Origin of the sequence: Myxococcus sp. AB056, from assembly GCF_006547365.1 — a bacterium.
Classification (GTDB): Bacteria; Myxococcota; Myxococcia; order Myxococcales; family Myxococcaceae; genus Myxococcus; species Myxococcus virescens.
The window spans coordinates 60,229-82,559 of record NZ_VHLB01000033.1 but is presented as its reverse complement, the minus strand read 5'-3'; the positions used below and the strand labels follow the sequence as shown (position 1 = coordinate 82,559).

At 70.1% G+C, this 22,331-nt stretch carries 21 protein-coding genes; 9 read left to right on the top strand and 12 right to left on the bottom strand.

Annotation, left to right across the window (positions count from 1 at the left end; translation table 11 throughout):
- The first annotated feature begins 276 nt into the window (after window positions 1-276).
- The 3 genes from FMP39_RS16835 to mdoH are packed head-to-tail and all read left to right on the top strand — an operon-like array spanning window position 277 to window position 4,432.
- Window positions 277-1,866: a glucan biosynthesis protein gene (locus tag FMP39_RS16835; RefSeq protein ID WP_141591298.1), complete on the top strand. Its 1,590-nt coding sequence runs from the start codon at window positions 277-279 to the stop codon at window positions 1,864-1,866.
- Complete coding sequence (locus FMP39_RS16830) at window positions 1,854-2,357, top strand: hypothetical protein (protein WP_090489571.1); 504 nt, start codon at window positions 1,854-1,856, stop codon at window positions 2,355-2,357. Before FMP39_RS16835 ends, FMP39_RS16830 begins: the two co-directional genes overlap by 13 nt.
- Window positions 2,358-2,398: 41 nt before the next feature.
- A complete protein-coding gene (mdoH, locus tag FMP39_RS16825) occupies window positions 2,399-4,432 on the top strand; it encodes a glucans biosynthesis glucosyltransferase MdoH (protein ID WP_141591296.1) in 2,034 nt (677 codons plus the stop codon).
- A gap of 12 nt (window positions 4,433-4,444) precedes the next feature.
- Here the strand turns inward: mdoH and FMP39_RS16820 are convergent, their stop codons facing one another.
- Both FMP39_RS16820 and FMP39_RS16815 read right to left on the bottom strand, forming a co-directional pair.
- Complete coding sequence (locus tag FMP39_RS16820; RefSeq protein ID WP_194858429.1) at window positions 4,445-5,755, bottom strand: M18 family aminopeptidase; 1,311 nt, start codon at window positions 5,753-5,755, stop codon at window positions 4,445-4,447.
- Between the two features lie 56 nt (window positions 5,756-5,811).
- Window positions 5,812-6,612, bottom strand: a complete 801-nt coding sequence (locus FMP39_RS16815) for a hypothetical protein (protein WP_141591292.1) — start codon at window positions 6,610-6,612, stop codon at window positions 5,812-5,814.
- Here FMP39_RS16815 and FMP39_RS16810 point away from each other — a divergent pair.
- Window positions 6,557-7,426: a hypothetical protein gene (locus FMP39_RS16810; protein WP_090489578.1), complete on the top strand. Its 870-nt coding sequence runs from the start codon at window positions 6,557-6,559 to the stop codon at window positions 7,424-7,426. The two genes, FMP39_RS16815 and FMP39_RS16810, sit on opposite strands and share 56 nt — an antisense overlap.
- A gap of 174 nt (window positions 7,427-7,600) precedes the next feature.
- On the opposite strand, the gene FMP39_RS16805 is transcribed toward FMP39_RS16810, so the two are convergent.
- The 3 genes from FMP39_RS16805 to FMP39_RS16795 form a co-directional block, all read right to left on the bottom strand.
- On the bottom strand, window positions 7,601-8,542 hold the full coding sequence (locus FMP39_RS16805) for an acyl-CoA dehydrogenase family protein (RefSeq protein WP_141591290.1): 942 nt from the start codon (window positions 8,540-8,542) through the stop codon (window positions 7,601-7,603).
- Between the two features lie 100 nt (window positions 8,543-8,642).
- Complete coding sequence (locus FMP39_RS16800) at window positions 8,643-9,080, bottom strand: hypothetical protein (protein ID WP_228558053.1); 438 nt, start codon at window positions 9,078-9,080, stop codon at window positions 8,643-8,645.
- Between the two features lie 165 nt (window positions 9,081-9,245).
- Window positions 9,246-9,908 (bottom strand): SET domain-containing protein, encoded by a 663-nt coding sequence (locus FMP39_RS16795; protein WP_141591288.1) that lies wholly within the window; start codon window positions 9,906-9,908, stop codon window positions 9,246-9,248.
- Window positions 9,909-10,003: 95 nt separating this feature from the next.
- On the opposite strand from FMP39_RS16795, the gene FMP39_RS16790 reads away from it, so the two are divergent.
- Window positions 10,004-10,378: a DUF423 domain-containing protein gene (locus FMP39_RS16790; RefSeq protein ID WP_141591286.1), complete on the top strand. Its 375-nt coding sequence runs from the start codon at window positions 10,004-10,006 to the stop codon at window positions 10,376-10,378.
- A gap of 7 nt (window positions 10,379-10,385) precedes the next feature.
- Here the strand turns inward: FMP39_RS16790 and FMP39_RS16785 are convergent, their stop codons facing one another.
- On the bottom strand, window positions 10,386-10,694 hold the full coding sequence (locus FMP39_RS16785) for a hypothetical protein (RefSeq protein ID WP_011552451.1): 309 nt from the start codon (window positions 10,692-10,694) through the stop codon (window positions 10,386-10,388).
- Between the two features lie 58 nt (window positions 10,695-10,752).
- On the opposite strand from FMP39_RS16785, the gene FMP39_RS16780 reads away from it, so the two are divergent.
- Window positions 10,753-12,042, top strand: a complete 1,290-nt coding sequence (locus FMP39_RS16780; RefSeq protein WP_141591284.1) for an amidohydrolase family protein — start codon at window positions 10,753-10,755, stop codon at window positions 12,040-12,042.
- A gap of 4 nt (window positions 12,043-12,046) precedes the next feature.
- On the opposite strand, the gene FMP39_RS16775 is transcribed toward FMP39_RS16780, so the two are convergent.
- The 3 genes from FMP39_RS16775 to FMP39_RS16765 all read right to left on the bottom strand — a co-directional run bounded on the left by FMP39_RS16775 (window position 12,047) and on the right by FMP39_RS16765 (window position 15,179).
- Window positions 12,047-12,664 carry a cupin domain-containing protein gene (locus FMP39_RS16775; RefSeq protein ID WP_141591282.1) on the bottom strand — a complete coding sequence of 206 codons (618 nt, stop codon included), beginning with the start codon at window positions 12,662-12,664 and terminating at the stop codon, window positions 12,047-12,049.
- 4 nt (window positions 12,665-12,668) lie between these two features.
- Window positions 12,669-14,072, bottom strand: coding sequence for an amidohydrolase family protein (locus FMP39_RS16770; protein ID WP_141591280.1), 1,404 nt, complete (start codon window positions 14,070-14,072; stop codon window positions 12,669-12,671).
- 159 nt (window positions 14,073-14,231) lie between these two features.
- Window positions 14,232-15,179, bottom strand: coding sequence for a 1-phosphofructokinase family hexose kinase (locus FMP39_RS16765; RefSeq protein ID WP_141591277.1), 948 nt, complete (start codon window positions 15,177-15,179; stop codon window positions 14,232-14,234).
- A gap of 231 nt (window positions 15,180-15,410) precedes the next feature.
- Here FMP39_RS16765 and mug point away from each other — a divergent pair, with 231 nt between their 5' ends.
- Both mug and FMP39_RS16755 read left to right on the top strand, forming a co-directional pair.
- Window positions 15,411-15,911 (top strand): G/U mismatch-specific DNA glycosylase, encoded by a 501-nt coding sequence (gene mug, locus FMP39_RS16760; protein ID WP_141591312.1) that lies wholly within the window; start codon window positions 15,411-15,413, stop codon window positions 15,909-15,911.
- Window positions 15,912-16,042: 131 nt separating this feature from the next.
- Window positions 16,043-16,630 (top strand): GAF domain-containing protein, encoded by a 588-nt coding sequence (locus FMP39_RS16755; protein ID WP_141591275.1) that lies wholly within the window; start codon window positions 16,043-16,045, stop codon window positions 16,628-16,630.
- Window positions 16,631-16,652: 22 nt separating this feature from the next.
- On the opposite strand, the gene FMP39_RS16750 is transcribed toward FMP39_RS16755, so the two are convergent.
- Both FMP39_RS16750 and FMP39_RS16745 read right to left on the bottom strand, forming a co-directional pair.
- Window positions 16,653-17,486: a 3'(2'),5'-bisphosphate nucleotidase CysQ gene (locus FMP39_RS16750; protein WP_141591273.1), complete on the bottom strand. Its 834-nt coding sequence runs from the start codon at window positions 17,484-17,486 to the stop codon at window positions 16,653-16,655.
- A gap of 43 nt (window positions 17,487-17,529) precedes the next feature.
- The gene (locus FMP39_RS16745; protein ID WP_228558052.1) at window positions 17,530-20,007 is read right to left on the bottom strand and encodes a PAS domain S-box protein; all 2,478 of its coding nucleotides are present in this window, start codon (window positions 20,005-20,007) and stop codon (window positions 17,530-17,532) included.
- Window positions 20,008-20,209: 202 nt separating this feature from the next.
- Here FMP39_RS16745 and FMP39_RS16740 point away from each other — a divergent pair, with 202 nt between their 5' ends.
- Entirely contained in the window at window positions 20,210-20,704 is a 495-nt protein-coding gene (locus FMP39_RS16740) for a GNAT family N-acetyltransferase (RefSeq protein WP_090489601.1), read from the top strand.
- Here FMP39_RS16740 and FMP39_RS16735 read toward each other — a convergent pair.
- Complete coding sequence (locus FMP39_RS16735) at window positions 20,694-22,325, bottom strand: cytochrome c family protein (protein WP_141591270.1); 1,632 nt, start codon at window positions 22,323-22,325, stop codon at window positions 20,694-20,696. The genes FMP39_RS16740 and FMP39_RS16735 overlap by 11 nt on opposite strands.
- Window positions 22,326-22,331: the final 6 nt, after the last annotated feature.

The following is a 22,331-nucleotide window of genomic DNA, read 5'->3' as shown; positions in this document are numbered from 1 at the left end:
CCCCTATCCTCCCCACCGCCCCCGACCGCAGGGCAGGGAACCGTCCACAGGAGGCATGCGCAGAGTGTGCTTTCCGTGACTTTCCAGTCACACACCGCGCCCAACCCATTGGAATCCCAGCGTTTTTATGACGGCGGATTCGGGCTTGCGGGGCTGGTACGCGGGTTGCTGAGGCACTGACGCGCCGCACCGCGAGTCCACGCGGAGCGTGCGGTCGGGCGAGGTCCGGGACACCGGAGCCGTTCGGCGAAACCTCTCCTTCGGAGGCGCTCGGACGTGACGTCGTTGCGGCAGAAAGCGTTGAAGCTGGGTGCGCCGTGGCTGTGTGCCGTGGCGGTGGCGTCGAGCGGCGCCGCCGTGGCGGCTCCGCCGGCCAAGGCCCAGACCGCGGCCACGAAGGGCACGACGGCCTTTTCCACGGAGACGGTGGTGGAGCGCGCGCGGGCGCTGGCGGCCAGGCCCTACCAGGCGCCGCCGAAGTCCCTGCCGAAGGCGTACACCCAGCTCAACTACGACCAGTACCGCGACATCCGCTTCCGTCCGGAGCGCGCGCACTGGCGCGACGCGGGCCTGCCCTTCCAGGTGCAGTTCTTCCACCCGGGCTTCCTGTTCCAGTCCCCGGTGGTGATGAACGTCGTGGAGGCGGGCCGCTCGCAGCCGCTGCGCTTCTCCCAGGACCTCTTCAGCTACGGCAAGGTCGTCAACAAGGCGTCCCTGCCTCGCAGCGGCGTGGACGGCTTCGCGGGCCTGCGCTTCCACCACCCGCTCAACCGCCCGGACATCTTCGACGAGCTCGCGGTGTTCCAGGGCGCCAGCTACTTCCGCTCGCTGGGCCAGGGCAACCTCTACGGCCTCTCCGCGCGTGGCATCGCCATCGACACCGCGCAGCCGACCCCAGAGGAGTTCCCGGAGTTTCGAGAGTTCTGGCTGGAGCGCCCGGCCTCTGGCGCGGGCCAGGTGGTGGTGCACGCGCTGATGGACGGCCCGAGCATCACCGGGGCGTACCGCTTCACCATCACCCCCGGCTCGAACACGGTGATGGAGGTGCAGGCCACCCTCTTCTCGCGCCGCACCATCGACAACCTGGGCGTGGCGCCGCTCACCAGCATGTACCTGTTCGGTGAGAACGACCGCGCGAAGTTCGACGACTTCCGGCCGGAGGTCCACGACTCGGACGGCCTCCTCGTCTGGACCCGGGACGGCGAGCAGCTGTGGCGCCCGCTGCAGAACCCGCGGCAAGTGCGCACCTCCAGCTTCCGCGCGGAGACTCCGCGCGCCTTCGGTCTGCTCCAGCGCGATACGGCTTTCCACAACTACGAGGACCTGGAGGCCCACTACGAGCGCCGCCCCAGCGCGTGGGTGGAGCCCGTGGGCGAGTGGGGCGCCGGCGCGGTGCGGCTGGTGGAGATTCCGACGCCGGACGAGACGCACGACAACATCGTCGCCTTCTGGGTGCCGGACGCGCCGCTCACCCCGGGCACGCCGCTGCGCGTGGCCTACCGCCTGCACTGGGGCGCCAGGTCGCCCTGGGAGAGCACCGGCGGTGTCGTCACCTCGACGCGCATCACCTCCGCCATCACCCCGGGCATGCCCGTGGGCGAAGGCGTCACGCCGGCCACGCGCCGGTTCATCCTCGACTTCTCTCGTACCGCCCGCGCCGAGGACGGGCCGGTGGAAGCCGTCATCACCGCGGCCAAGGGCCAGGTGCTGCGCTCCACCATCCAGCGCCACGAACCTTCCGGGGGTTGGCGCACCACCTTCGAGCTGGAGCCCGAGGGCACCAGTGAACCCATCGAGCTGCGCGCGTTCCTGCGGCGCGGTTCGGAGACCCTCACCGAGACCTGGAGCTATCTATGGATTCCGTGACGACGCCGAACACCTGCCCCTCCGTGCCGACCGACTGGGTCCGCCCGGAGACGTGCGTGGCGCTCGACGCCTTCTTCCAGGGCTTCGGCTTCGAAGCCGCCGAGGACCTGGCCGCGCTGGCCGCCTGGGCGCTGGAGGGTGTCACCGCGTCCAACGTGAAGCCGCAGGCCGCCGTGGCCCTGGCCCGTGCCCGCATGGAGACGTGGCTGACGCGCGTGCTGGACATGGACGTCGTGGGCGAGGGCCGGCTGCTGACCCGTGGCCGCGCTGCCTTCGTCCTCAGTGACGGCGCGCGCTTCGGCGCCTCCGTGCTCACCCGGGACGCGGTGCCGCGCGAGCTGTACCGCGCCCTGCGCGCCGCGGTGCCGGTGCCGACGCCGGCGCAGGTTGCCACGCAGATGCCGGAGCAGCAGCTTGTGCTGTGGCCGCTGGGCGAGCGCCTGCGCCGCTGGCTGCGCGCCGGACAGCCGGACATGTCCGTCTCCCGCTGACGCAGCCTCCTGCTCCGGGAGATTCCTCGCGAGGTTCCGCCATGCACGCTCATTCGTTCTCACCGGAGAGCGCCGGCATCCGGCGCCTCTTCGTCCTGGGCCTTGCCGCCGCGTCCACCCTCGCGGGCACGTGGGAGATGCACCGCCTGCTGAGCGCGCGCGGCACCACCGTCCCCGAAGGCGTGCTGCTGGTGCTCTTCGCCCTGTGCTTCGGGTGGATTGCGCTGTCCTTCTGGACGGCGGTGGCGGGGTTCCTCCAGCTCGCCGTGAGCAAGCGGCTGCCCGGCCTGCGCTGGCCCACGGCGGAGGAGTCCGCCACGCGGCTCACCTCGCGCACGTCGGTGGTGATGCCGGTCCACAACGAGGACCCGGCCTCTGTCTTCGCCAACGTGCAGGCCACCTACGAGTCCGTGGAGGCCACCGGGCAGTTGGACGCCTTCGACTTCTACATCCTCAGCGACTCCACCCGCCCGGAGGCGTGGATCGCCGAGGAGCTCGCCTGGGCCGACCTGTGCCGCCGCGTAGGTGGCCAGGGACGCATCTTCTACCGGCGCCGCACGGACAACACCGGCAAGAAGGCCGGCAACCTCCAGGACTTCTGCGAGCGCTGGGGCCGCCACTACGACTTCACCATCGTGCTGGACGCCGACAGCCTGATGGACGGCCGCACGCTGGTGACGATGGCGCGGCTGATGGAGCTCAACCCGCGCGCGGGCATCCTCCAGGCGCCGCCGCTGAACGTGGGCCGCAGCACCCTCTTCGCCCGGCTGCAGCAGTTCGCCGGGCGCGTCTACGGCCCGGTGGTGGCCGCTGGCGCGGCGGCGTGGCAGCTGGGTGAGTCCAACTACTGGGGCCACAACGCCATCATCCGCACGGAGGCCTTCATCCAGCACTGCGGCCTGCCGGTGCTCCCCGGCCAGCAGCCCTTCGGTGGCCACATCCTCAGCCACGACTTCGTGGAGGCCGCGCTGATGCGCCGCGCCGGCTACACCGTGTGGCTGGTGACGGAGCTGGGCGGCAGCTTCGAGCAGCCGCCCCCCAGCCTGCTGGACTACGCGCAGAGAGACCGCCGCTGGTGCCAGGGCAACCTCCAGCACCTGAGCCTGGTGGCCGCGGGCGGCCTGCACCCCATCAGCCGGGGCCACTTCCTGATGGGCGTGATGTCCTACGCGGCGTCCCCGCTGTGGCTGCTGTTCCTGATGTCCGGGCTGATTGCCGGCCTCTATGACGGGTGGCTGTCCTTCTCCAACCCACACCTGCTGGAGGACCTGGGCCCGGAGGCGCTGGCGTTCGACACCACGGGCGCCGTGCGGCTGTTCTCCGTGTCCATGGCCATGCTGTTCGCGCCCAAGTGCTTCGGGCTGCTGCTGGCGCTGGCCAGCGCCCAGGACTCGGCGCTCATGGGCGGCCGCGTGCGGCTGGTGCTGAGCGTGCTGCTGGAGAGCGTGCTGGCCACGCTGATGGCGCCGGTGATGATGCTGTTCCAGTCGCACTTCGTCTTCGGCACGCTGCTTGGCTACAAGGTGACGTGGTCCAGCCAGCAACGCGACGACGCCGACCTGCCCTGGGCCGAGGCGGCCCGGCGGCATGCCGTTCACACCACCGTGGGCGTGGTGCTGGCGGCGGTGGCGTTCTTCCTGTCGCCCGGGCTGCTGCTGTGGCTGTCACCCGTCGTGGCCGGCCTGCTGCTGTCCATCCCCCTCTCCGTCTTCACGTCCCGCGCGTCGCTGGGCATCTGGCTGGAGCGGCGCGGGCTGCTCGTCATCCCCGAGGAGACGGAGCCGCCGCGCGTGTTGGAGCGGGCGCAAGAGGTGGCCGAGGAGCACGCGCTGGAGCCGGTGAAGGACGCGGTGGACCACGTCATCTCCGATGCCAAGGCGCACGCGCTGCACCTGGCGCTGCTGGAGTCCCAGCCCTCGCCGGCCGCCGTGCCCATGGCCCTGGCCTCCGCGCGGCGCAAGCTGCTGGGTGACAACGTGGAGCCGCTGTCCCCGCCGGAGAAGACGGCGGTGCTGATGGACGCGCACACGCTGACGGAAGCCCGCGAGCGCCGGCTGACGCTCGCGGTCTCCTGAGCACCAGCGGGACTACGCGAAGAGGCGGCTGAGCACGGCCACCATCTGCGCCACGTCGGTGGCGCAGGCCATCTCCCGGATGGAGTGCATGGACAGCATGGGGTTGCCCACGTCCACCGTGCGGATGCCGAGCTGGCCCGCGGAGATGGGGCCAATGGTGCTGCCACAGCCCAAATCCGTGCGGGTGACGAAGTGCTGCGGCGTCACGCCGGCCTCGCGGCACAGCGCCGTGAAGAAGGCCCACGACTCGCCATCCGTGGCGTAGGACTGGTTCACGTTCGACTTGATGACCGGGCCCGCGCCCATGTGCGGCTGGTGCTTGGGCTCGTGCAGGGACGGGTAGTTGGGATGGATGGCGTGCGCCATGTCCGCGCTCACCAGGAACGAGTGCGCGATGGCGCGGTGGAACGCGTCCGGCTTGCCGTCCGAGTGCGCCAGCGTCAGGCGCTCCAGCAGCGTGCGCAGGAAGGGTGACGCGGCGCCCTGCGCGCTGCGGCTGCCCACCTCTTCGTGGTCGAACAGGATGACGCCGCTGGTGGCCTCACGCGACTCACTGCTGGAGAGCAGCGCGGACAGGCTGGCGTGACAGCTGGCCAGGTTGTCCAGGCGCGGCGCGTGGAGGAACTCGCCATGCGCGCCCGAGCGGATGGACGGCTGCAAGTCATAGAGGCACAAGTCGTAGCCGAGGATGTCCCCCGCCTGCGCCTTCACGCCACCCTTGGCCAACTCCTCCAGCAGCAGCCCGTGCAGCTCCGCGACGCCCGCGCGCTCCAGGCCCAGCACCGGCACCATGTGCTCCTGCGCGTTCAGCTTGAGCCCGTCCGAGTTCACCCCGCGGTTGAGGTGAATGGCCAGGTTGGGCACGCGCAGCAGCGGCCGGCGGAAGTCCACCAGGTGCCGCTGCGGGCGGCCCTCCACCATCACCATGACGCGGCCGGCGAGCGACAAGTCCCGGTCCGTCCAGGTGTGCAGCAGCACCCCGCCGTAGATTTCCACGCCGAGCTGCTGGTAGCCGTTCTTCGTCACCGCCGCGTTCGGCTTCACGCGCAGGTTGGGAGAGTCCGTGTGCGAGCCCACCAGCCGGAAGCCCGCCCGGTCCACGGGCTGGGTGCCGAGGTGGAACGCCGCGATGCTCGTGTCGCCGCGGGTGATGAACACGCGCGCGCCCGGCTCCAGCGTCCAGGGCTCGCGCTCGTCCAACTGGCGGTAGCCCGCCTGCGTCAGACGGCGGGCCGACTCGCGCACCGCGTGGTACGGCGTGGGCGAGGCGTCGATGTACTCGAGGAGGTCTCCGGCCAGGGCGTCGGTGTCGATGGGGCTCATAGGGCGCCCCAAGCTAACGCCGTCCGGCCCCGCCGCCACTCCCGAAAGTCACCGGCCTACCGGGCGGGCAGGCGTTTCGCTGGAGGCTGTGCGGGGAGAATGGTGGTCGCGGGCCGGGCCCCCGGGGCCGCGTCCAGGAAGGTGCCCAACAGGACCCAGCGGCGGGAGGTCTCCTCCTTCCCCTTCCGGGCCAGCAACGGCGTCGTGTAGTGCCAGAAGGGCAGCCGGTACACGGTGATGCCGCCCACGGTGCTGACGGGGGCCATCTGCGTGAAGTGCCCGTCCTGGGCATAGATGAGGTACTGGTGCTCCACCCCGGGCAGCGTGAGGCTGACGTGCATGTCCACGTAGCCGTCCCGGGCCTCGGGCTCCTCCGGGTGGTGGTCGTTGTGCGGCCCGGAGTAGTCCCCCGGCCCGTAGCACAGCGCCTGGATGCCCCACTTGCGCCGCAGCGCCCGGCCCGTCACCGCGGCGGCAAACCCGGCGAAGGTGTCCGAGCGCAACATGTCCGTGAGCCCCACGGACTCCGCCGCGCGCCACGAGCGGGAGCGGCGGCTCTCCAGCAGCGCCGTGCTCACCCGCACCGTCTTGGGCAGCAACTCCATGTAGTTCATCGTCTGCCCGGAGATGGAGTCCGCTGGAATCGGGTCCTCCATGGGCACCATCGTCTCGCGCATCGCCGCGTCCAACGCATCGCGGCATGCGGCGGCACGGCGTGGGTCGATGACACCTTGCAGTGACACGAAGGGACGCGCCGGGTCGAGCAGCGCGCCCACCACGTCACGCTCCTTGCCGTCGAGGATGCGGCGACCCCGGGGGGTCAGCCAGTCAGCGAACTCTTTGGGAAAGGCCTTCATTGCGGTGGAACATATCGCCCCACGCAACCTTTACAGCTGTCTTGCGATAATCACCGACAAGCTGATTTTTCCCGGAGCCCCCCAGGCCATGTCCCGCATCGACAGCCGCCCCCGCGTCATCTCGAACCCCACCACCGCGCCTGCGCGGGCCCAGCCGGCGGCTCAGCAGGCGGCCAACGTGGCCCGGGCCACCGCCGTGGGTCACACGCAGGTGAACTCCTTCGAGGGCGCGGCCCGGGCCCGTCCGGCCGCGGCGGCCCAGCCGATTCCCGGTGCGTGGCGCGGCGGCCCGGACACCGAGGTGGGCAAGGCGGTGCAGTCCATCGTCTCGCGGCTCCAGTCGAACCCGGACGCGAACAACATCACCATCAAGGGTGACACCGCGGCCAGCCTGTTCAGCCGGGCCATCCTCGACAGCAAGCACGTGACGAACGAGCAGCTCATCGCCATGGCGAACGTGTCGCTGGACCAGCTCGCCAGCGACGAGAAGACGAAGGCGAAGGTCTACAAGAAGGTCCCGAACGTGCGCGACCTGCCGGTGCACAAGTTCACGGTGGCGATGATGTCCGCCGCGACGGGCATCGACCCGCAGAAGCTGTCCGAGGCCGTGCCGGACCTGGGCCTGACGGGCGCCCCCAACACGCCGCTGCTCTACGCGGCCAAGGGCGAGGGCATGCAGCGCTCCACCGCGCTGCACGACTTCACCGACTACCTGCGCGGCGCCGGCATCAAGGGCCTGAACAAGGCCGTGTGGGGCGTGGAGAACCGCGTCCTCTCCGCCATCGTCTCCGCCGTGGGCGGCGGCCGGTACTGAGCACCGCCACCGCGTCGCGGTGAGCATCGGGGCCGGGTCCTCCTGCGCGGAGGCCCGGCCCTTCGTGTTTCAAAGAGCGCCCTGCCCCACGGCCTGGCTCGCGCGGCCGGGCCGCCTCGAAGCGCTCCGCCAGTGCCGTGTGAGCAATCCCCGGCAGCGGGCGCGTCCCAACCTTCAGCCGCTTCGACCCGTTTCCTCCTGGATGCGCTGCCGGGCCGCCTCCAGCCGCTTCGCGCGCACCTTGCCAGCGACGCCCAGCAGCACGCGGTCCCGAGCCCAGCGCTCTCGTGTGATGGCATCCGTGGCGGCCCAGTGGGGTTCACACCGCTCCAGCACCGCGCGCTTGGTGAGCGCCAGCCCTCCGCCCAGGGCCACGTGCGTGGACGCCGCCGTCGGGTCCAACTGGGACAGGCCCCGCATCATCACCGCCAGGGCGGACAGCTCCTCGCGCACGTCGTCCGGCCAGCCGCTGCGGCGCCCGACCTGGAGCAGCCAGCCCAGCATCGCGAGCTGGACGTGGCAGTCCTCCACGGTGCGGAAGGGCTTGAGGTAGCGCGCGTAGCCGTCTCCCGGAAGCACGTCCTCCGAGGCGACCGCCACGTCCTCCAGGGACAGCTCCGCGTGGGGAACCTCGGGGATGAAGGGCAGCTCCGGGAGCGCGCTCAGCCGCACACCGGGCCGCTTCGCGTCCACCGCCACCATGCGCAGGCGGTTGCGGCCCTGGGCGTCCTGCCCCTCCGACGCCACCACCAGCAGCAGCTCCGCGCGCGTGCCCAGGGTGACGAACGTCTTGGTGCCTGACAGGCGCGGGCCCGCGCCGGCATCCGTCAGCCGCGTCTCGATGGCATTGGGATGCGCGCCCCCCGGCTCCGTGGCACAGAGCGCGATGGTCCGCTCCGCCGGGAGCTCCGGAAACAGGCGCCGGTGCGCGGCGTGGTAGCCAGAAGCGAAGGCGAACCCCAACCGGTCGGCGAGGAAGCCCCCGGCCAGCGCCAGGTCCGCGGGCGAAGAGAAGCGGGAGGACAGCCCCAGGTGCTGGCGCCACCAGGCGTCGACTGAGTCGAGGACCTGGGGCTCGGCGGGTGCCGTGAGCAGGAAATGAAGGACGTCGTTCACGGGGGGAGTCTATTGGCGGCCCTCGCCGGCCCGTCCACCAGTTCTTGAATCAATGGTTGAGCGGCCACCGCTCCCTCCCCCAGGACTTCTCAGGGCTCTATTACTGGCTCTGGGTATTCTGAACCACGCGGCAACTGCGGCGACCGCACAGCAGGATGTAGCTGGCCTGCTGGTCACAGCCTCTCGCGCCAAACGTGTCACGATTCAGCCGCTGAGTTGATATCGCCTCCTGCTCACATTTCAGGTCGAAGGCCGCCTGACGAAGGAGGAGCTCCTGGATGTCGACCCCATGCGGATCAGGACAATACCCAAAGGCGTTGCAGCCAACCTCGTAGCGCCGAAGCTTCTGACAGCCTTCCGCATAGTACGCGCCCGACTCGTTCGGAGCCCCGGCGTAATCATGGACAGGATTGACTGCCAGGTCTTTCTCCGGACAGGCCATGTCCTGCGCAGCCTTCCCTCGGATGGCACTCAGAGCGCCGCTCCCACATCCGGATGACATCAACGCGACAACAAAAGCGAGTGCGACGGCCCGCATGCGATTGGCTCCGTGAATGAAGCTCGGAAAATGTTTCGGCAGAGAACGCAAAAGACCACGAGCGCACCGTCAATGAGCAGCCCCATACGTGCCCTGCACCATCACGGCACGCACAGCCGGCACCGCGGCGCCCTCCTTGGGAGGGCGCCGGAACCTGCGCGCAGCTCAGCTCGCGCGCTTACGGCTGGGCGACTTCGCCCGCTGGGTGGACTTGCGGGTACCGGCGGATGACTTCTTCCCCGCCGCCTTCTTGGCCCCCGCGCCCTTGTTGCCCCGGGACTTCGACGCAGCCTTCTTCTTCGACGTCGACGAGGTCTTCGCCTTCTTGGCCGACGTCTTCCGGGCCGGCGCCTTCTTCGCCGGGGCCAGGATGGTGCCCCGGCAATTGGGCGCGCCGCAGCGGCAGACGTAGAGCGCCTCGGCTTCGGGCCCCATGTCCTCGGTGCGCTCGTAGCCGTAGTCGTACACCAGCTCCTCACCGGGCTCGATGGAGGTGAGCGCGTAGATGTAGATGTGGCCCTTTTCGATGAGGGCTTCACAGTTGGGCGCGCACGAGTGGTTGATGTAGCGCGCCTCGTTGTGAATCGTCCCCGCGTCCAGCACCGTCCTCTTGTCGAGGTTGAACAGGAATGTGTGGTGCCGCGCCATCGATTCGTCGTCGTAGCGGACGTCCGCCTCCGCCTGCGTGATGCGCTCACCGAGGTACTCGATGATGCGCGTGCCCTTGCGGATGCGGCGGATGGCGAAGGCACCCTGGCCCTGGATGGAGGACGGGTGCAGCTCGAAGGGAAGCGGCTTCGTTGAAGGAATGAAGTTGGGTGAGGTCATTCTGTTGTGAGCGCCCCAGGTGTTGATGTCGGCCAGGACGCTCCGGCTGCGGCGGTGTAGCGTGCACCAGTCCGACTTCCGATGAAAGGCGAACGATGATGCGGTGGTGGCTCGTCCTGGGTGCCGTGAACGCTTTCCTCTCCGTCAGCGCGGGGGCCTTCGGCGCGCATGCCCTGAAGAGCCGGCTGTCCCAGGACCTCCAGGTCATCTTCGAGACGGGGGCGCGGTACCACATGTACCACGCGCTGGGCCTGCTGGCCGTGGGCCTGCTGGGACACTTCCGCCCCTCGTCCCTGCTCAACGGCGCCGGCTGGGCGATGATGGTGGGCATCGTCCTGTTCTCTGGCAGCCTCTACGCGCTCGCCCTCTCCGGCGTGCGCGTCCTGGGAGCCATCACCCCGCTGGGCGGCCTGGGCTTCCTCGTCGGCTGGCTCCTGTTCGCGGTGGCCGCCTGGCGCACCACGAACTGAGCCCCGCTCACTCCCTCCAGGACGGGGGGAGTGGGTAGTACCGGTCGAGGTCGTCGTGGTTGACGAAGCCACACGCCTCCCGCTGCACCATGAAGCACCAGCGCTGGTGCTCGGCTTCCTTGCGCAGGGCCTGGTGACGGGCAATCTGCGCGCGCCGGTCGGCGGTCCGGAGGGACCGCAGTTGACGTTCGACCTCGGACAGCTCCCGCAGCGTCTCCTCCAGCTTCACTTCCAATTTTCGGAGCGAGGAGGCCTTCTCCGCCTGGAACTCGGCCTCTAGCGCCTGCAGTGCGTTCGAGCGGTCTTGGAAAGCCATGCCCGTCGATTTAACACCCAGGCCTTCCCGCCGCCCGAGCTTGCCCGCTCCCCTGCCCATGCGCGCCTTCCTCTTCGTCTCGCTGTTCGCCACCACCGTGGCTACCGCTGCCGAACCGACGCACACCGCCCCACCAGCGTCCTATCTGTTGCGTCCCGACCGCGTCTTCGACGGTGTCACCCCCAAGCCGCACACGGGCTGGGTCGTCCTGGTGACGGGCGACCGCATCGCCGCCGTGGGGCCGGAAGCCAAGGTGAAGGTCCCCCAGGGCACCACGTCCGTTGACTTGAGCGGCACCACGCTGCTGCCCGGCCTCATCGAGGGCCACTCCCACCTGCTCCTCCATCCGTACAACGAGGCGTCCTGGAACGACCAGGTGCTGAAGGAGTCGCTGGCGCTGCGGGTGGCCCGCGCCACCAACCACGCCCGCGCCACGCTGGCGGCGGGCTTCACCACCGCCAGGGACCTGGGCACCGAAGGCGCGGCCGACGCGGACGTCGGCCTCAAGCAGGCCATCTATCAGGGCATCATCCCCGGCCCGCGCCTGCTGGTGGCCACGCGCGCCATCGTCGCCACCGGCAGCTATGGCCCCAAGGGCTTCGCCTCGGAGTGGCACGTCCCCCAGGGCGCGGAAGAGGCGGACGGCGTGGAGACCCTCACCCGGGTGGTGCGCGCGCAAATCGGCCAGGGCGCGGACTGGGTGAAGGTGTACGGCGACTACCGCTGGGGCCCCAACCACGAAGCCCGCCCCACCTTCTCCCTGGAGGAGCTGAAGCGCATCGTCGACACGGCCCGAAGCAGCGGCCGCCCGGTGTCCGTCCACGCGAGCACCCCCGAAGGCATCCGCCGCGCGGTGCTGGCGGGCGCGGAGAGCATCGAGCACGGGGACGAAGGCACCGCCGAGGTGTTCCGCCTCATGGCCCAGCGGGGCGTCTACCTCTGCCCCACCCTGGCTGCCAGCGAAGCGATGTTCGAACACCGCGGCTACAAGCGCGGCGTGGACCCGGAGCCCGCCCACCTCCAACAGAAGCGCGCCACCTTCCGCGCGGCCCTCAGCGCCGGCGTCCCCATGTGCGCGGGGGGAGACTCCGGCGTCTTCCCCCACGGGGAGAATGCGCGTGAGTTGGAGCTGATGGTGGCCTACGGCATGACGCCCGCGCAGGCGCTCCAGGCCGCCACCTCCACCAACGCGGCGATGCTCCACCGCGAGGACCAGCTGGGCCAGGTGAAGGCGGGGCTGTTCGCGGACCTGGTGGCGGTGGAGGGCGATCCGACGAAGGACATCACCACCCTGCGCAAGGTGCGCTGGGTGATGAAGGGCGGCACGGTCGCCGTGGAGCGTCGCTGAGGCGCTACGGCTTCCAGGCCGAGGACAACACGCCCTGCTTGCCCGTCACCGGGTCCGCCCCGGGCAGGGGCACCTGGGCAATCCGCTGGACGGAGGCGTCGTGCGTCGCCTTCTCCGGGCGCTGCAAGTCGTAGTCGCCCGTCCCCGCCGGGTAGCCGCCCACCACCAGGAAGTCCCCGCTGGCCTCCAACCGGCGGTGACCCGTGCCCGCGGGGAGCACCAGCACATCGCCGGCCCGGACGGTGACCTCCTGCCCGGACTCGCCGCCCAGCTTCAGCCGCGCGGTGCCTGAAGCCACGCCCAGCACCTCGTGCGCATTGGAGTGGTAGTGGTGGAAGTCATAGACGGTGTACCGCCAGCGCGCCGGCCAGCCATTCGCGGAGAACAGCTTCTCCAGCGCGCTCGCCTTGTCCCCTTCCAGCTTCACGCCGCGATAGACGAGCGTGGGCAAGCGGCTGTTCGGCGTCATCCCGTCATCCCTGAACAGCAGCCGCTCAGGCGATGCCGCCTGCTGCACCTTCGACGTGGACGGTTGGAGTGTCGTCTGTGTCATGCCCGGAGCTCCCAGCAGGAAGGTGGTGGCCAGGGCGGCACGAAGCAACCGCCGATGAAGACGCGTCATCGCCTCACTCCTGGGAGGGGGCCGCGATGGGCCCCGGCACCTGCTTGCCTCGGTGCCACACCGACTCGATGCGGGAGAGGTCGTCGATGTTCGTCGACGGGTCCCCCTGCACCACCACCAGGTCCGCCCGCCGCCCGGCCTCGATGACGCCCCGGTCCTTCAACCCCAGCAACTCCGCCGCGTTCGCCGTGGCCAGCCGGATGGCCTGCAACGGCGTGAGGCCCGCCTCCGTGAGCAGCTTCAGCTCGCGGTGCTCCGCGAAGCCCGGGATGCGCACCGGCGTGGCGCCGGAGTCCGTGCCGAAACCAATCCGGACGCCCGCGTCGTGGAGCGTCTTCACGTTCTTCAGGTTGAGGGTCAGCGCCTGCTTGTTCACCGGCGCGGTCTTTCCATCCTCCAGCACGCTGGCGCGCCACGCCGGGTCATCCAACTGGCGCGCCAGGTCGGGTGACAGCGCGCGGCGGAAGAAGGGGTCGGCCATCCACGCCGGTCCCTCGGCGTAGATGTAGAACGACTCATTGAGGCCCAGCGTGGGGATGTACCAGGTGCCCCGCGCCTTCATCGCGTCCACGAGCTCCGCGTCCACCTCCATGTCGCGAACGCCGTGCGCGAGCACATCCACCCCCGCCGCGACCAGGCGCTTGGCGTCCTCCAGGTCATGGATGTGCGCGGCGACCCGCAATCCCTGTCGGTGCGCCTCGTCAATCACCGCCGTGTAGACCTCCGGCGTCATCTTGTTCTTCACCGTTCCGCCGAAGTCATCCACCCAGACCTTCACGAACGCCGGGTGGCGGGACGCCGTCTCGCGCACGTCCTGTCGCGCCTCGTCGGGCGTCGCGGGGCGATAGAGCTGATGCTCGACGACCTTCATCGGCGGCGCCCCTTCCGGCACGCCGATGCCCTGGTCCCCGCTGAGGATGGAGGCACCCGGCAGCGTGCCTTGCTCGACCTCCTTCTGGAGTTCGTAGATGAGCGGCGTGTTGAGGCCCAGCGACGTCACCGTCGTCACGCCGTAGGACTCCCACTGCGTGAGCTGCCGCGCGATGTTGTCGCGCAGGTAGTTCTGCCCGCCCGAATCCGTGCCTCGCGTCATTCCCAGGTGGGAGTGGTTGGAGATGAGACCGGGAAGCACCGTCCGTCCCGGCAGCTCGATGACGGTGGCCGAGGCGGGCACCTCCACTTCATCCACCGGCCCCACGCGCTGAAGCGTCGAGCCCAGGATGACGACGGCGGCGTTCTCCAGCGGAGCACCGCCGCGCCCGTCGATGACCCGCACGCCCCGCAGCACCGTCACCTTCTCCGAATCCTCGCTGCGCAGCCCTTGTCGGCCCTGGCAGGCCAGCAGTCCCGTCGTCAGGGCACCGGCCAGGAGGAGCCGGCCCCAGGCATGGCGGAGTGGATGCTTCATGCGTGTCACCTCGGAAGCGCGGAACCTCGCCGCGAAAGCCCGCTCGTACACCGGCAACATGTTCGCGCCGCCACCACCTCGCACCCCGAATTCGGCCTCGCCGCCTCCACTCCTGGGAATGGAAGGGACAATCCCTCCTTCCCACGGCGGGCGGGGGGCCTACGAACGCGACACCGGCTCCGCCTTCACCTGGGTGAAGAGCCGCTCCACGTCCGCCCGGTAACACAGGTCCGTCCCCTGGGTGAGCAGCGCGGCCGTCCCGGAGGCGATGCCCCAGCGCAGCGCGTCCTCAGTGGACTGGCCCCGCGCGAGCGCAAGTGTCATCCCCGCGACAAAGCTGTCCCCCGCCCCCACCGAGCTGTACGTCCGCACCGGGGGCGGCGTCGCCCGGAACTGGGCGGTGCGCGTCGTCACCAGCGCGCCGTCCGCGCCCATGGACACCGCCAGCACTTCGGCGCGGCCCTGGGCCACCAGCTCGCGCGCCGCGGCGGCCTGGGTGGCGAAGTCTTCCACCGACGCGCCGCTCAGGTCCCGCAGCTCGCGGCGGTTGGGCTTGGCCATGAACACGCCCTCTTCCAGCGCGGCCCGCAGCGGCGGACCGTTGGTGTCCACCACCACGCGCACGGCCAGGCGCTTCCCCAGCCGGGCCACACGGGCATAGAAGTCCTCCGGTACGCCGGGCGCCAGGCTGCCGCTGGCGACGATGAAGGCCGCGCCCACGGCCACGTCCTCCAGCGCGTCGAGGCAGCGCTGCCACTCGCGCTCGGACAGCGTGGGCCCCGGCAGGATGAAGCGGTACTCACGCGCGCCCGTGCCTTCCGCCACCGTGAAGCTCTCCCGGGTGGCGTCCTGCAACGGCACGGAGCGGCGCAGCAGGCCCTTCTCCTCCAGGAGCTCCTCCAGTTGGCTCCCGGTGGCCCCGCCCCGCGTGTAGACGGCGATGGCCTCACCGCCCAGCTCACGCACCACGCGCGCCACGTTGATGCCACCCCCACCCGGGTCCCTACGCACGGGGCCGCAGCGCAGCTTGTGCTCCGGCGTGACTTCCGGCACGGACGTGGCCACGTCGATGGTCGGGTTGAGCGTCAGGGTGACGATGTGCGGCATCGCGAAGGGCCTCCAGGGTTGCATCGGCGCGAAAGGGCCGAGCCTGCCCCACCCCGCGCGCATTCGCCAGCCGTCCGAGCGCCCACGCCGCTCCGTCCCAAGGGCAACACCCCACCCCGTGCATGGGGCCCTGGGGGGTTGCCTTCCCAGGTAGGCTCGCGAAGATGCGCCCCCATGACACCGCTCCGTCGCCCCTCGCGAGATGAGCTGGACGCAGCCACCGGTCGCACCATGCCGGACGTCATCGCGACCCGGCTGCGCGTGCTCTTCTGCGGCATCAACCCCAGCCTCTACTCCGCGGTGGTGGGCTATCACTTCGCGCGGCCCGGCAATCGCTTCTGGCCCACGCTGCATGCCGCGGGCATCACCCCGCACATCTTCCAACCCACGGAGCAGGAGTCCTTGCTCGCGCTGGGCTACGGCATCACCAACGTGGTGGACCGCGCCACCGCCACCGCGGACCTGCTGAACCCCGCCGAGCTGGCCCGGGGCGCGAAGGCGCTGGAAGCCAAGGTGGCGCGCTACCAGCCCCGCTTCCTCGCGGTGCTGGGCGTGAGCGCCTACCGCATCGCCTTTGGCCGTCCCAAGGCCGCGCTGGGCGCGCAACCGGAGCGCCTGGGCAACACGCGCTTGTGGGTGCTGCCCAATCCCAGCGGGCTCAACGCGCACTACCAACTCGACGCGCTGGGCCGCCTTTTCGGCGAGCTGCGACGCGCCGTGGAGCAGGGCTGACGACTCCCGGTGCGAGTTCGCGGTGCTTCGCGCACCGTGCCTTGACCCATGGGTGCGCCCGCATGCAACGCTGCCCACCAGGTTCCCCCGGACCTGCATCGCAACAGGCGCCCCCACCTGGAGCAGACCCCATGGCCTCGAAGGCATTCGCAGCAATCATGAACGTATCGCAGCTACTCCTGGAGCGCGGCTTCGAGGCCGCGACAGTCTCGGAGGCCCTGGGACAGGTGGGCGTCGCGCTCGACGTCGACCGCGTCTACATCTTCGAGAACGCCACCAGCCCCACGGGCGAGCTGCTGTGCAACCAGCGCTACGAGTGGACCGCGGCCGCGGCCTCCGCGCAGCTGGACAACCCCGAGCTCCAGAACGTCCCCTACTCGGAGGTCATGCCCTCCTGGGTCGCGCCGCTGTCGTCGGGCAAGGCCGTCCAGGGACCGCCCCGTGCCTTCCCGTCGCCCGCTCGGGAGCTGCTGGAGGCCCAGGACATCCGGTCGCTGCTGGTCTGCCCCATCACCGTGGGCGGCGAGTGGTGGGGCTTCGTGGGCTTCGACGACTGCCGGACGGAGCGCAAGTGGCCGCCGACGGAGGTCTCCGTGCTCCAGGCCCTGTCCAACGCGCTCGCGGGCTCGCTCCGCCATGCGCGGCTGCGCAGCATGCTCTCCGGCGTGCAGTCCCAGCTGCGCACCATCATCCAGCGCTGCGAGACGACGGCGTCCTGACGCGAGCGGCGTCCGCGAGGCCTCAGCGAAGAATGCCGGCCTCGCGGGCGAACCCGGCCACCACGGGCGCCACGCGCTCGAAGGCGGCGGCGTTGCAGGCCAGCAGGCCGCGGCGGTTCTGGAGCTCCGAACCGTCATAGGTGTACGGCGTCCCGCCCAGGTCCGTGAGGATGCCGCCCGCCGCGCGCAGCACCGCTTCGGGCGCGCAGTTGTCCCAGCGATAGCTCTTGTCGCTGACGTGCAGGTAGAGGTCGCAGGCGGCCTCCGCCAGCAGACCGCACTTGAGGCCCACTGAGCCACACGCCTGCTCGTGCGTGATGCCCAGCCGCCGGGCCACCGCGTCCGTCAGGCGCGAGCGGTGTGAGCGGGACACCACCAGCCGCAGCGCGGACGGCTCCGCCGTGTCCGACACCCGCAGGGCGCGGCGCCCCTTCGCGTCCTCCACGAAGCCGCCCTGCCCCACCACGCCCCAGTACAGCGTGTCTCCAACGGGCCGGTACACGACGCCCAGCGTGGCCTTCCCCGCGATGGCGAGCCCGATGTGGATGGCGAACTCGCCGTTGCGGTTGACGAACTCCTGCGTGCCGTCCATGGGGTCCACGAACCAGCAGCGCTCGAAGCGGCTCGCGCCGGACGTGTTGTCGGACTCCTCGGCCACGACCCCGTCGGAAGGAAATGCGTCGCGCAGCGCGTCCACGATGAAGGCGTTGGCGCGCTCGTCGGCCTCGGTGACGGGCCCCATGCCGCCCGCCTTGTCATGGACGGTGAAAGGCGTGGCGTAGACCTCCAGGAGGATGGCTCCCGCCTGGCGGGCTACGCGGCGGGCGATGTCGAGTTCGGCGTCGAGCGGATGCATGTAGTGGCCGAAGTCTGCCCCTCCGTCCTCCTCCAGTCACGGGTCAGCGAGCCTCCGGGGGAAGGTCGACGACGAAGGTGGCGCCCTTCCCCGGCTGGCTTTCGACGCGAATCGTCCCGCCGTGCGCTTCCACGAGCCGCCGGGTGATGAAGAGCCCCAGCCCCAGGCCTCCGTAGTTGCGGGACGCGGCGCGCTCGAAGCGGTCGAAGATGCGCGGCTGCGCCTCCAGGGGAATGCCCACGCCATGGTCCTGGATGCGGATGCGGGCCCCCTCCCCGACGCGTGACACCTCCATGCGGATGGGCTTGCCGGCGCCGTACTTCATCGCGTTGGTCAGCAGGTTGATCATCACCTGCTCCATCCGGAGCCGGTCCCATCGCCCCAGGACGGGCGTGGGCGCCACCAGTTCGAACACGCAGCCCGCTCGGCCCATCTGTCCCCGCAGGTGGCCCGTGACGTCCCGGGCCACCGCCACCAGGTCCATGTCCTCGCGCCGCAGGTCCACCTGGCGCTCGTTGACGCGCGACACGTCCAGCAGGTGCTCCACCAGGTGCGACAGACGCCGGAGCTGGTCCCCGAAGACATCCAGCAGGGCGGCCACCTTCTCCACCGGAAGCTGGCCGGACTCCTGCCGAGACAGGGTCCGCGTCAGTTGCTGCACACGCAGCTTCATGGAGGTGACGGGCGTCTTCAGCTCATGCGAGGCAATCGACAGGAACTCGTCGCGAGCGCGGATGGACTCCTGGGCCTTGCGATAGAGCTCGGCGTTCTCGATGGCGAAGGCCGCGCGCTGCCCCAACTCCTCGGCCAGTGAGCGCTCGCGTGGGCCATACGGACGCCCCGGATGCGCCGCGACTACGGACAGCACGCCCAGGATGGGGCCCCGCGCTCGCAGCGGGACATTCAGTGATGCCCGAGCGCTCAGTGCCCTCACCGCGCGCCACCGTTCGTCCCGGAGCCCATCCGGGTCCAGCAGGCCCATGGCATCCGGGGACGACTCGGAATGTCCCGTCTCCAACACCCCATAGGGACCATCCCGCGGACCGGAGACGGGGGGATGGGCCTGGAGAAACTCGCGAACGGTGCGGCCCCCTTCTGGCGAACTGGCGGCGACGGCCACGGGGCGCAGCGCCGCGTCCTTGCCCAAAAGGGAGACGACGCACAGCTCCCCCAGGGTGGGGACGGACAGCTCCGCCACGCGCTGGAGCGTGGTCTCCGAGTCGAGCGACGTCACCAGCGCCTGGCTGGCCTCCGACAGGAAGCGCTGCCCCAGCTCCATCTGCTTGAGCTCGGTGACGTCGGTGGAGATACCGCACAGCGCATAGAGCGTGCCCGACGAATCGATGAGCGGGAACTTCTGCGTGAGGTGGGTGTGGACGCCGTCTTCCAGGGGGATGCACTCCTCCCGCTGGACGAGCTCCCCGGTGGCGAAGACGGCCTGACTCGTCTCATGGAAGCGCGCCGCCTGCGGCTCGGGGAAGATGTCCGCCGTGGACTTCCCGGCGACCTCCTGCAGCGTGCGGCGGAAGAGCCGCTCCCACTCGCGGTTCACGAAAATGTAGCGCTCCTGCCGGTCGAGGATGAAGAACACGGCGTTGGCGTTGTCCAGGATGGCGCGCAGCCGCTTCTCGCTCTCGGCGAGCGCGTCCTCGGCGCGCTTGCGCTCCGTCACGTCGGTCAGCACCGCCAGCGACCGAACCATCCGGCCCGACGCGTCCCGCTCCGAGATGGCGGAGAGGAGGACGTCGAGCACCTCGCCGTTCTTCTTCACAATCTGGTACGGCACGTCCTTGCAGACGCCCGTCTCGAAGAACACGGGCAGGACGTGCTCGGTCGCATACCGGCGAGACTCCGGCGTGAAGAAGTCCACGGAGCGACGGCCCAGGACCTCCTCGCGCGAATAGCCCAGGGTGCGCAGCCAGAACTCGCTGACGCTGACCAGCCGGCCCTCCGCGTCGATGGAGTGCATCATCGCGGGCGTGTACCTGTAGAGGCTCCGGAACTTCTCTTCCTCCGCGCGAAGCGCCGCCTCCGTCTGCTTGATGGCGGTGATGTCCCGGAACACGGACGCCGCGCCGTATACGTCTCCCGTCGAGTCGGTGAGCACGCGCGCGCCCACCTGCAGCCAGAGGCCCTTGGGGTGGCGGGCGTTGCGTACGTAGACCTCCGCCTGGTCCACCGCCTCGCCATGCAACAGGGCACGGCTGAGCGGCAGCGTCTCGACGGGATAGGGCGTCACAGTGTCGGGAAGGTAGAGCCCGAAGTACTTCGACCACTGGGACACCGGCATCTCCGGCGGAGGCAGCGCGCCGAAAATCTGCTGGGCCATGGGGTTGAGGAGGACGAACCGGCCGTGCCGGTCGACCACCGTCACGCCATCTCCCATGTTGAGGAAGATCGCCTCCAGGATGCCGAGCGGGATGCCGCCCTCGCCGTCCGCGAAGGCAGGCCCGCCGGGACGCGTGCCATCGTCGCGGGCGAGCGGAGCCGACATCCAGGTGCTGTCATCCAGGTGGTCCATGGGAGGGTCGCGTCCAACGCAAGGAGGCAACGAGGCGCCCTCCCCGTTGGCGTGCCTCCCGTCCACCAACGACTCCTGGACGCCCTTCCTCGTCAACAATGTTGTCTCGTGGCCACGCCGCCAAGCCGCGCATTCCAACGAGGCCGTCGCTCGGTGAAGAAGCCCGTTATAGGAAGGGGCCATGCCTTCGCCAGGAGCCACCATGCCCGTCACCCTCCGTCCCGCCAAGCCCTCGGATGAGCCCGCCCTGGGGCGCATGGGCGCGGCGCTCGCCCGGAAACACCACGCCTTCGACGCCGCGCGCTTCATGCTCCCAGACGACGTGGAGTCGGGCTACCGCTGGTGGCTGGGCCGCGAGGCCAAGAAGCCCGACGCGGTCGTCCTGGTGGCGGAGCTGGACGGCGAGGTCGTGGGCTACGCCTACGGCCGCGTGGAAGGAATGGACTGGAATGCCCTGCTGGACCGCAGCGGCGGCTTCCATGACATCTGGGTGGACGAGAAGGCCCGTGGCGCGGGCGTGGGCGTCCTGCTCGCGGAGGAGATGATGAAGCGCCTGACGGCCCTGGGGGTGCCGCGCGTCGTCCTCCACACCGCCGCGCAGAACACGACCGCGCAGCGCCTGTTCGCGAAGCTGGGGTGGCGCCCCACCATGGTGGAGATGACGCGCGAGGCGCCCCCTCGTGACGCTATTGAATGATTCGCCGCATCGTCGGGGGATGGGCCACCGCGGCCTTCTCGCTCGGCGTCAGACGCATGGACTTCAGCGACGGTGCCTGGGACGGTGGCAGGCCCTGCGCCAGTCCGAAGACGAAGCTGAAATCCGACGCGATGCCCGTCTTGCCAGCGAGCGTCGCGTTCCGGTGACAGACGATGCAGTTGCTCGCCTGGGGCCCCTGGCCGAAGTCCGCGGTCCGCTGGATATAGGTCTCCATCGTCGTGTTGGCGATGGCCACTGAACCGGAGGGCGTGGGCGCGGCGAAGGGCAGCGGCGCCTTCACGGGCTTCGTCGGGCTGGGGCTGGGATTGGTGGACCAGAGTACGTTCACCAGCACGTAGTGCTTCCACACCGAGTCCGGGAAGTGCGTCGCGATGTTGTGCTGGACCAGCTGATTCACCCGCTTCGCCATCGGGTCGATGGGCGTCAGCCGCGTCACCTGGATGGGCACGGGCCCCGGGCAGCCACCGCCAATGTGGTACGGCGGCGGCACGTTGGGCTCGCACCCCACCGTCACCTCCGTGGACGTCCCATCCGCCGCGCAGTTGGCGGGCACCGTCAGCGTGCGCGGCGAGCAGGCGGCATCGAAGAAGTTCCACGCGTCCGTCCCCGCGTCGGTGCCCTGGTCCGGCGCATTCGCATCGTGTTCGAACGTGGCCCAGATGATGGACGGTTGGGACTGGGTGGCATGGATGATGTGCAGCCCCACCAGTGCCACGGTCGCCGTCCGGCACCGCTGCGTCGACGGGTCCACCACCACGGCGGGCGACAGCTTGTACGTGTTCCAGCGCGCATCGGAGGGATTGGCCACTTCCATCCACGCCGACTTCAGCTCGATGGCGCCCACCGAGCCGGGCGCTGGCTGGTACGCGCCTTGTGGCAGGACCACGGGCACGCCGGAATCCACCAGGGCCAACTGGTTCGCCGCGTTGTAGAGCCCCGCGTCGACGATGTAGTCGTATTCAGGCTGGTTGACCTTCACGTCGTACCAGACGTTGGTGTCTCCGGGTGCCCCCAGCCACGCGGGCGAGCCGTCGAAGGGGAACGCCTGGTTCGCGCTCCCCGGGAAGAAGTTCTCCGCGAACTTCGACGCGACCATCAACGGCAGGCGTTCCCGGGCCTGCCCTACGGAGAGCCCCGCTTCCGCCAGACACGCATCCGTGATGCGTGCCTGCGTGCCCCAGGCGGGAGGCGCGCCCCCGTCCGGCAGGAAGAGCTGGCCGGTGCTCATGTACGTCTGCCATTGCACGGGCTCCAGGTCCCCGGGGGTGCCAAAGCCAGCCGTCCCCCCGTCCATGCCGGACTCGGGCCAGTTCAACGCGATGAACTGCTGCCAGGCGAAGCAGTTCGCGTCTTCCTGACCCACCACCTGGCTGAAGTCCGGAGGCACCTCCGGGCCGAGCTCCAGAATCTGCTGGCTGCCACAGTTGAACTGCGGTGGAGCGCCGGAGGGGGCTGCACGGGCGGGAGCCGGAGCCCCCGTCTCCGCCTGGGCAACAGTCCCCCCCGGAGGCGCTTCCCGGGAGCCCCTGTCCCTGGCACAGCCAGCGGCAAGCAACAGCGACACCAACGCGACGCCAACGCGATTCTGGAGCACGGGCATGGGCAC

What these genes read in the sequence shown, in the direction of transcription:
- FMP39_RS16830 (WP_090489571.1), top strand. Translation starts at nt 1,854, where the DNA reads ATGGATTCCGTGACGACGCCGAACACCTGCCCCTCCGTGCCGACCGAC.
- mdoH (WP_141591296.1), top strand. Translation starts at nt 2,399, where the DNA reads ATGCACGCTCATTCGTTCTCACCGGAGAGCGCCGGCATCCGGCGCCTC.
- FMP39_RS16820 (WP_194858429.1), bottom strand. Translation starts at nt 5,755, where the DNA reads ATGAGCCCCATCGACACCGACGCCCTGGCCGGAGACCTCCTCGAGTAC.
- FMP39_RS16810 (WP_090489578.1), top strand. Translation starts at nt 6,557, where the DNA reads ATGCGGCGACCCCGGGGGGTCAGCCAGTCAGCGAACTCTTTGGGAAAG.
- FMP39_RS16815 (WP_141591292.1), bottom strand. Translation starts at nt 6,612, where the DNA reads ATGAAGGCCTTTCCCAAAGAGTTCGCTGACTGGCTGACCCCCCGGGGT.
- FMP39_RS16800 (WP_228558053.1), bottom strand. Translation starts at nt 9,080, where the DNA reads ATGCGGGCCGTCGCACTCGCTTTTGTTGTCGCGTTGATGTCATCCGGA.
- FMP39_RS16795 (WP_141591288.1), bottom strand. Translation starts at nt 9,908, where the DNA reads ATGACCTCACCCAACTTCATTCCTTCAACGAAGCCGCTTCCCTTCGAG.
- FMP39_RS16790 (WP_141591286.1), top strand. Translation starts at nt 10,004, where the DNA reads ATGATGCGGTGGTGGCTCGTCCTGGGTGCCGTGAACGCTTTCCTCTCC.
- FMP39_RS16785 (WP_011552451.1), bottom strand. Translation starts at nt 10,694, where the DNA reads ATGGCTTTCCAAGACCGCTCGAACGCACTGCAGGCGCTAGAGGCCGAG.
- FMP39_RS16780 (WP_141591284.1), top strand. Translation starts at nt 10,753, where the DNA reads ATGCGCGCCTTCCTCTTCGTCTCGCTGTTCGCCACCACCGTGGCTACC.
- FMP39_RS16775 (WP_141591282.1), bottom strand. Translation starts at nt 12,664, where the DNA reads ATGACGCGTCTTCATCGGCGGTTGCTTCGTGCCGCCCTGGCCACCACC.
- FMP39_RS16770 (WP_141591280.1), bottom strand. Translation starts at nt 14,072, where the DNA reads ATGAAGCATCCACTCCGCCATGCCTGGGGCCGGCTCCTCCTGGCCGGT.
- FMP39_RS16765 (WP_141591277.1), bottom strand. Translation starts at nt 15,179, where the DNA reads ATGCCGCACATCGTCACCCTGACGCTCAACCCGACCATCGACGTGGCC.
- mug (WP_141591312.1), top strand. Translation starts at nt 15,411, where the DNA reads ATGCCGGACGTCATCGCGACCCGGCTGCGCGTGCTCTTCTGCGGCATC.
- FMP39_RS16755 (WP_141591275.1), top strand. Translation starts at nt 16,043, where the DNA reads ATGGCCTCGAAGGCATTCGCAGCAATCATGAACGTATCGCAGCTACTC.
- FMP39_RS16750 (WP_141591273.1), bottom strand. Translation starts at nt 17,486, where the DNA reads ATGCATCCGCTCGACGCCGAACTCGACATCGCCCGCCGCGTAGCCCGC.
- FMP39_RS16745 (WP_228558052.1), bottom strand. Translation starts at nt 20,007, where the DNA reads ATGGACCACCTGGATGACAGCACCTGGATGTCGGCTCCGCTCGCCCGC.
- FMP39_RS16740 (WP_090489601.1), top strand. Translation starts at nt 20,210, where the DNA reads ATGCCCGTCACCCTCCGTCCCGCCAAGCCCTCGGATGAGCCCGCCCTG.
- FMP39_RS16735 (WP_141591270.1), bottom strand. Translation starts at nt 22,325, where the DNA reads ATGCCCGTGCTCCAGAATCGCGTTGGCGTCGCGTTGGTGTCGCTGTTG.